Annotated in this window: 8 protein-coding genes; 6 read left to right on the forward strand and 2 right to left on the reverse strand. The window is 59.7% G+C overall.

Going from position 1 to position 7,696, the window contains the following annotated elements; translation table 11 throughout:
• Positions 1-19: 19 nt before the first annotated feature.
• Both ubiE and ubiB read left to right on the forward strand, forming a co-directional pair.
• Positions 20-772 carry a bifunctional demethylmenaquinone methyltransferase/2-methoxy-6-polyprenyl-1,4-benzoquinol methylase UbiE gene (gene ubiE, locus ACR0L4_RS22330; RefSeq protein WP_480515269.1) on the forward strand — a complete coding sequence of 251 codons (753 nt, stop codon included), beginning with the start codon at positions 20-22 and terminating at the stop codon, positions 770-772.
• Positions 772-2,301 (forward strand): 2-polyprenylphenol 6-hydroxylase, encoded by a 1,530-nt coding sequence (ubiB, locus tag ACR0L4_RS22335; protein ID WP_170754809.1) that lies wholly within the window; start codon positions 772-774, stop codon positions 2,299-2,301. The genes ubiE and ubiB overlap by 1 nt, the downstream gene beginning before the upstream one ends.
• A gap of 89 nt (positions 2,302-2,390) precedes the next feature.
• Here ubiB and ACR0L4_RS22340 read toward each other — a convergent pair whose 3' ends face one another.
• Positions 2,391-3,566, reverse strand: a complete 1,176-nt coding sequence (locus ACR0L4_RS22340) for an acetyl-CoA C-acyltransferase family protein (RefSeq protein ID WP_480515272.1) — start codon at positions 3,564-3,566, stop codon at positions 2,391-2,393.
• A 117-nt stretch (positions 3,567-3,683) separates the two neighbouring features.
• Between ACR0L4_RS22340 and ACR0L4_RS22345 the strand changes: the two genes are divergently transcribed.
• The 4 genes from ACR0L4_RS22345 to ACR0L4_RS22360 all read left to right on the forward strand — a co-directional run bounded on the left by ACR0L4_RS22345 (position 3,684) and on the right by ACR0L4_RS22360 (position 7,497).
• Positions 3,684-4,247 (forward strand): XRE family transcriptional regulator, encoded by a 564-nt coding sequence (locus ACR0L4_RS22345; RefSeq protein ID WP_170754813.1) that lies wholly within the window; start codon positions 3,684-3,686, stop codon positions 4,245-4,247.
• Positions 4,248-4,353: 106 nt separating this feature from the next.
• A complete protein-coding gene (locus tag ACR0L4_RS22350) occupies positions 4,354-5,538 on the forward strand; it encodes a glycine C-acetyltransferase (protein WP_480515274.1) in 1,185 nt (394 codons plus the stop codon).
• A gap of 14 nt (positions 5,539-5,552) precedes the next feature.
• Complete coding sequence (gene tdh, locus ACR0L4_RS22355; protein WP_480515279.1) at positions 5,553-6,581, forward strand: L-threonine 3-dehydrogenase; 1,029 nt, start codon at positions 5,553-5,555, stop codon at positions 6,579-6,581.
• A gap of 88 nt (positions 6,582-6,669) precedes the next feature.
• The gene (locus ACR0L4_RS22360) at positions 6,670-7,497 is read left to right on the forward strand and encodes an alpha/beta hydrolase (protein ID WP_170754817.1); all 828 of its coding nucleotides are present in this window, start codon (positions 6,670-6,672) and stop codon (positions 7,495-7,497) included.
• Positions 7,498-7,513: 16 nt separating this feature from the next.
• Here ACR0L4_RS22360 and ACR0L4_RS22365 read toward each other — a convergent pair.
• On the reverse strand, positions 7,514-7,696 hold a 183-nt coding region (locus tag ACR0L4_RS22365; RefSeq protein ID WP_480515277.1), incomplete at its 5' end, for a hypothetical protein.

The following is a 7,696-nucleotide window of genomic DNA, read 5'->3' on the forward strand; positions in this document are numbered from 1 at the left end:
TCGACAAACGGCAAGGCAAATGTCCGACAATAGCGACAAGACCACTCATTTCGGGTTCGAAACCGTGCGCGAGGCCGACAAGGCCGGGCGCGTTCAGGGTGTATTCAACTCGGTCGCCTCGAAATATGACGTGATGAACGATGTCATGTCGATGGGCATCCACCGGATCTGGAAAGACGCGATGATGGACTGGCTGGCCCCGCGGCCCGGCCAGCAACTGCTGGATGTTGCAGGCGGCACGGGGGATATCTCGTTTCGGTTCCTGAAACGTGCAGGTCACGGGCACGCCACGGTTCTGGACCTGACCGAACCGATGCTGATCGAAGGCCGACAGCGCGCCGAAGCTGATCAGATGTCGGACAGCCTGAACTGGGTGGTGGGCGACGCGATGAGCCTGCCCTTCGAGAATAACACCTTCGACGTCTACACGATTTCCTTCGGCATCCGGAACGTCACACGTCCCCAAGAGGCGCTGAACGAAGCGTACCGGGTTCTGAAACCCGGGGGCCGTCTGATGGTGCTTGAATTCAGCCAACTGCCCAATGACGGGCTACAGAAGCTTTATGACCTTTACAGTTTCAACGTCATCCCCCGCATGGGGAAACTGATTGCCAACGACTATGACAGCTATCAGTATCTGGTAGAATCAATCCGCAAATTCCCGGATCAGGAAACATTCCTGGGCATGATCCGCGCCGCCGGATTCGAAAATGCAAAGTACCGCAACCTGAGCATGGGCATCGCCGCACTGCATTCTGGCTGGAAGATCTGATGCGCGGTCCTCACAACATCATCCGCCTGATCCGAACAGGCGCCACGCTGGAACGCACAGGTGCCATGAATGTGGTGCTGGATGCGTTTGAAGCCCCCAAGTCGCTGCGATTTGTGGCGCATGCTCTGGGAAAGCCGTTTCAATGGTTGGGCTACAAGGGCGATCCGGACATGCCACCCGCCACCCGCGCCCTGACGGCACTGGGCCCGGCCTATATCAAGTTCGGTCAGGTCCTTTCGACCCGCCCTGATGTGGTCGGCGACGAACTTGCCGCGCAATTGCGTGTGCTGCAAGACAAACTGCCTCCCTTTCCCAAGCCCGAGGCTATGGCCGAGGTCGAAAAGGAACTCGGGCAGCCGGTGGCGGATATCTTCAGCGACTTCAGTGAACCGATTGCCGCAGCATCGATTGCGCAGGTCCACAAGGCCAAGCTGACCAGCACGGGCGAGGATGTTGCCGTAAAGGTTCTGCGGCCCGGCATCGAACGCGCATTCCGAAAGGATGTCGACGCGTTCTATTTCGCCGCCCGCATCGTACAGCTTTGCGCCCCCGGCGCCCGCCGTCTGCGCCCGATGGAGGTGATCGAACATTTCGACGGCGTCGTGCGCGGCGAGCTGGACCTGCGGCTGGAAAGCGCTGCCGCTTCGGAATATGCAGCCAATACCAAGGACGATGCCGGGTTCTGGCTACCCCCAGTGGTGTGGTCCTTGTCCGCGCGCCGCGTGATGACGCTCAGCTGGGCCGACGGTATTCCGCTGGGCGACAACGCGGCGCTGGATGCCGGCGGTCATGACCGCCGCGATCTGGCCGAGCGTGTATTGCGCTTGTTCCTGTTGCACGCTCTGCGCGACGGCTATTTCCATGCGGACATGCATCAAGGCAACCTCAAGGTGGCCGCCAACGGGGATATTATCGCCTATGACTACGGAATCATGGGCCATATCGACGAGTATACCCGCCGGGTCTATGCCGAAATCCTCTTTGGCTTCATCCGCCGCGACTACAAGCGCGTGGCCGAGGTCCATTTCGAAGCCGGTTACGTCCCCGCCAATCAGGACGTCGATGAATTCGCCCGTGCCCTGCGTGCGGTCGGAGAACCCATCTTCGGCATGGACGCCACCCACATCTCGATGGGCCGCTTGCTGAACTACTTGTTCGAGGTCACGGAACGCTTTGGCATGGAGACCCGGACCGAGTTGATCCTGCTACAGCGCACCATGGTTGTCGTGGAAGGTGTCGCACGCTCGCTCGATCCCCATATGAACATCTGGGAAGTCGCCCGCCCCGTGGTCGAGGACTACATCAAGAAATCTATTGGTCCCCGCGCAGCCGTACGGGACTTTGGTAAAACCGCCCTTGTTCTGGCCCGCTTTGGCCCGCGCCTGCCTACCCTGGTCGAAAACGCGCTGATCGCACAGACCCAGAAAGACGAACCGCATAAATCGTCACTATGGTCCACCGCCCTGCCCGCCACCTTGGGCGCAGCAGCGGGCGCAGCGTTGGTCTTGCTGTTCAACGCACTCAGCTAAACCCGCAAGCTTCATCTGGCCAAAATATCCTCGGGGGGAATCGCACCCCGGCGCGATGGGGGGCAGACAGCCCCCCGCCCGGTCCCGGTTCAAAGCCGCTCGATGGCAATGGCGATCCCCTGGCCGCCACCAATGCACATGGTGATCAGGCCCTTCGATCCGCCCGTGCGCTCCAATTCATAAAGCGTCTTCAATGTGATGATCGCACCTGTCGCTCCAACCGGATGCCCCAGCGCAATCGCGCCGCCGTTCGGGTTCACCTTCGCTGCGTCCAGGCCAAGCTCCTGATTGACCGCCAGAGCCTGCGAAGCGAAGGCTTCGTTGCTTTCAATCACATCGAAATCCCCTGCCGACAGACCGGTCTTTTTCAGCAGGTTCTGCACTGCGGGAACCGGGCCAATGCCCATCACCTCGGGCCGAACCCCGGCATGGGCATATCCCAATATGCGGGCCTTTGGCTTCAGTCCGGCTTTCTCTGCTGCATCCGCAGTGGCCAGAACCATCGCCGCCGCGCCATCATTGATGCCCGAGGCATTGCCCGCCGTCACACGCCCATCCTTCTTGAACACAGCCCGCAACCCGGCCAACGCCTCGGCGGTGGTTGCCTTGGGATGTTCGTCGACCTTGAAATCGACCATATCGCGTTTTACCTTGACCTGCACCGGAGCGATCTGGCTCTTGAAATGTCCAGCTTCAATCGCAGCCGCCGCGCGGGACTGGCTGGTCAGCGCAAACTCATCCATCTGCTCTCGGCTGATCTGATGCTCGTCTGCAACATTCTCTGCCGTCACGCCCATATGCCCGGTTCCAAACGGGCAATTCAACGCCCCCAACATCATGTCCAAAGAAGACACATCGCCCATTTTCGCACCCCACCGCGCCTGAGGCACGATGTAGGGGCTGCGCGACATGCTTTCGGCACCGCCAGCGACCGCAAATTCGGCATCACCCAGCATCAGCGACTGCACCGCCGAGACAATCGCCTGCGCCCCCGAGCCACACAGACGGTTCACGTTCATTGCGGGTGTTCCGTTGGGAATCCCCGCCTGCATTGCCGCAACGCGTGACAGGTACATATCCCGCGGTTCTGTATTGATCACATGACCAAACACCACGTGCCCGATCTGCGCGCCTTCCACGCCCGAGCGCTCCAACGCCGCCTCGGTCGCAACGGTGGCCAGGTCAATCGGCGCGGTCGAGGCCAGAGCCCCGCCAAAGGTTCCAATCGCGGTACGGGCACCGTCCAGAATTACGATATCGGTCATAGGTCAATCCTCCTGAATTTGCGCGCAGTATGCCTGCGCTGCGCCCACCTGTCCCATAGGACGTCCCGTCACGGTTGGAATTGACATCCGATGCATCAACGCGCAAGGAATTCCGTCATGACGGAGAACACAGACGATATCCTGACGCGCTTGCCCGCGCGCCTGAAAGAGGCGCGACGGGCCAAGGGCCTGTCTTTGGAAGCGGTCGCCAATCTCAGCGGCGTGTCCCGCTCGATGGTCAGCCAAATCGAACGGGGTGAAAGCAGCCCTACCATTTCGACCTTGTGGAACCTGACCCGCGCCCTTCAGGTGGATTTCGCCGGTCTGTTGGAAGACGGCAGCGCAACGGATCAGATCGAAGTGCTGCACAAGGCCGAAGTGCCGAGTATCGACAATATGGGGCAGAACTGCCGCATCCGTATCCTGTCACCGCCGGAAGAGGCCGGAGGTCACGAGGTTTACGATATCGCTTTTGATATAGGTGGCACTCTGACAAGCCAACCGCACGCACGCGGTGCGCGGGAACAGCTGACCGTGCTGGAAGGAGCTGTCCGCGTGACGTCCGGTGCAGCAACCCGAGACCTCAAGCAGGGTGATACAGCACGCTATGCGGCTGATGTGGCGCACTCGATCATCGCAGATGGGCCTGCGCGCGTGTTCCTAATCGTCAAAAACGCATGACCCCAAGAATCCAGCTTTACGGATTTTTTTCTTAGATGTTGTAATTCCCCCATTTGGGAATTACATCCGTTATGTTAGATATGCGACTCACATAACGGAGCCCGCCATGGCAGATGCATTCCTGTCCCACATCACGGACACCCTCGCGCAGATCGAAGCGGAAGGTCTGTATAAACGCGAACGAATGATCACCTCGCCTCAGGGCGGCGAGATTACGGTAGGCGACAAACAGGTCATCAACCTGTGTGCCAACAACTATCTGGGTCTGGCCGATCACCCGGCGCTGATCGAGGCCGCCAAAGGCGCGATGGAGCCCAAGGGGTTCGGCATGGCCTCGGTCCGGTTCATCTGCGGCACACAGGATATTCACCGCGAGCTGGAACAGAAGCTGGCGCAATTTCTTGGTAAAGATGACTCGATCCTGTTCGCCGCCTGTTTCGACGCGAACGGCGGGCTATTCGAACCCCTTCTCGGACCAGAAGACGCCATTATCTCGGACAGTCTGAATCATGCCTCGATCATTGACGGGGTGCGGCTTTGTAAAGCCAGGCGCTATCGCTATCTGAACAATGACATGAACGACCTCGAAGCCTGGCTCAAGAAAGCGCGCGAGGACGGCGCGCGGCATGTCATGATCGCGACCGATGGCGTGTTCTCGATGGATGGCTATCTGGCCAACTTGCCGAAAATCCGCGAGCTGGCCGACAAGTATGACGCCATCGTCATGGTCGATGACTGCCACGCTACGGGCTTTATGGGACCGAATGGCGCAGGCACACCGGATCATTTCGGTGTTGATGTCGACATCCTGACGGGAACCTTGGGCAAGGCACTCGGGGGGGCAATCGGCGGCTATATCGCCGGGCCGCAGCCAGTGATCGACCTGCTGCGGCAGCGGGCGCGGCCCTATCTGTTCTCAAACTCGCTGCCGCCTTCGATTGTCGCCGCCGGGATCGAGGCTATTCGTCTGGTCGAACAGGGCGACATGCTGCGCGCCCAACTTTTCGGCAACGCCAAGTACTGGCGCGCGGGGTTGGAGAAACTGGGCTTTGACCTGCTACCGGGCGAACACCCGATTATCCCGGTGATGCTGGGTGAAGCTCAGCTGGCACAGGACATGGCTGCAAAGCTGTTTGAAGAGGGCGTCTATGTCTCGGGCTTTTTCTTCCCGGTCGTCCCGCGCGGGCAGGCGCGGATCAGAACGCAGATGAATGCGGCTCTGACAAAGGATGAATTGGACCGTGCGCTGGCCGCTTTTGGCAAGGTCGGCAAAGAGCTGGGGATCATCTGATGCGACCCAATACGATGAAAGCGCTCGAGAAATCCAAACCCGAGGAAGGGCTGTGGATGGTGCAGGCCCCGGTGCCCGAGATCGGCCCGGATGAGGTTCTGATCCGCGTCAAAATGACCGGCATCTGCGGCACCGATATCCATATCTGGAACTGGGATGACTGGGCTGCCGCCACGGTGCCGACCCCGATGATCACCGGCCATGAATTTGCTGGTGAGATCGTCGAAATCGGGCGCAATGTGACCGGGTTGGAAATCGGTCAGCGTTGTTCCGGCGAGGGGCATCTGATTACCAATGACAGCCGCCAGAGCCGCGCGGGCAAGTTCCATCTGGATCCCGGCACGCGCGGGATCGGCGTCAACGAACAGGGGGCATTCGCGCAATACCTGAAACTACCCGCCTTCAACGTGGTGCCCCTGCCCGATGACGTCCCCGATGAAATCGGAGCGATTCTGGACCCTCTGGGCAACGCTGTGCACACCGCGCTCAGTTTTGACCTGCTGGGTGAGGATGTTCTGATCACCGGCGCAGGCCCCATCGGCATCATGGCCGCCGCCGTCGCCCGCCATGCCGGGGCGCGGCATGTGGTGATCACCGATATCAACCCTGACCGTTTGAAACTGGCGGAACATGTGGTGCCGACTGTGCGCACCGTCGATGTGTCCAAGGAAGACCTGCAGGACGTCATCACAGAACTCGGCATGAAGGAAGGCTTCGACGTGGGTCTTGAGATGTCAGGCTCGCAGATCGCACTGGATCAGATGGTCGAAGCGCAGGTCATGGGTGGAAAGATCGCTCTGCTTGGTATTCCGCCCGGCAAATCCCCCGTGGACTGGTCCCGCATCGTGTTCAAGGCCATCACCATCAAAGGCGTCTATGGCCGCGAGATGTTCGAGACGTGGTACAAGATGATCGCTATGTTGCAGAACGGTCTGGATGTCAGTCGCGTGATCACACACGAGATGAAGGTCGATGAGTTCGCGCAAGGTTTTGCTGCGATGAAATCGGGCCGGTCCGGAAAGGTGGTTCTGGACTGGACCTGACCCTCTGGAATCCGGCCGCGATGCGCCCTAAGACTTGAATGTACTGGCTGGGTCCGACCCGGCATGTGTCAATCAAGGGCGGAAAACGATGCTGTACAGGGGTTTCACACAGGATGAACTGGATCAGGAATATTCGCCCCGTTCGATGATCGGCGGCGACCTGACCCCTTATATCGATAGCTACGCAGCGCTCAGCGCGCAGCACCGGACACAGATGGAGGTGAAAGAGAACCTAGCCTATGGTGGCAGCCCGACACAGGTTCTGGATTTCTTTCCCGCAAAAGGCGCTGGCGCACCTCTGCATGTCTTTATCCACGGAGGCTATTGGCAAGCCCTCAGTCAGCGCGACTCGGCGATGATGGCCCCGGCGCTGATTGAGTCCGAACAGTCCTTTGCAACCCTGAACTACACCCTCGCCCCCGACGCGCGTATCGGAGAGATGGTCGACGAATGCCGCGACGCACTGCTGTGGCTGGCTGCTCAGGCCGGAACCCTTGGGTTTGACCCGTCGCGGATTACCTTGTCCGGGCACAGCGCGGGGGCGCAACTGGTAAGCATGGTGATGGCCGGGTCCGCAAACGATCTGGCTCGTGCTGGTCTGCGGGTGCGCGATGTGATCCTGATCAGCGGCGTTTATGATCTGGAGCCAATCAGCCTGACGCCGACGAATGACCCTCTTCAACTGACGCCAGTTGAGGTGAACGACTTATCCCCGATCCGCCACCTGCCACGCCCCGGCCCCCGCTACCACGTGACCGTGGCCGAACGCGATACCCCGGAGTTCATCCGCCAAAGCCGCGACTATGCGGAACTTCTGCGCAAGGCCGGGCATTCGGTCAGTTTCGAACTGAAAAAGGGGATGCAGCATTTTGACATCATCATGCATCCCGGGACATTCTTACCGGCAACCCGGTAGCTGCAAATGTCGGAGATCAGGCAAATATGGCCGTTGCTTCACAAACCAACGCAACCACCACAAGAGAGAGGTTATGTGGCGGAAAGAGGAGTGTCAGGTTTGGGCTGCGTGGTTTTTCTCTGATTTGGTGGACACCTAGAATAGGCGCAGCCCGCGCCGGGAGGTGTCGAATGACGAAGCCGAAGCGATACAAGCGGTA

It is taken from the genome of Ruegeria sp. AB5, from assembly GCF_056542645.1.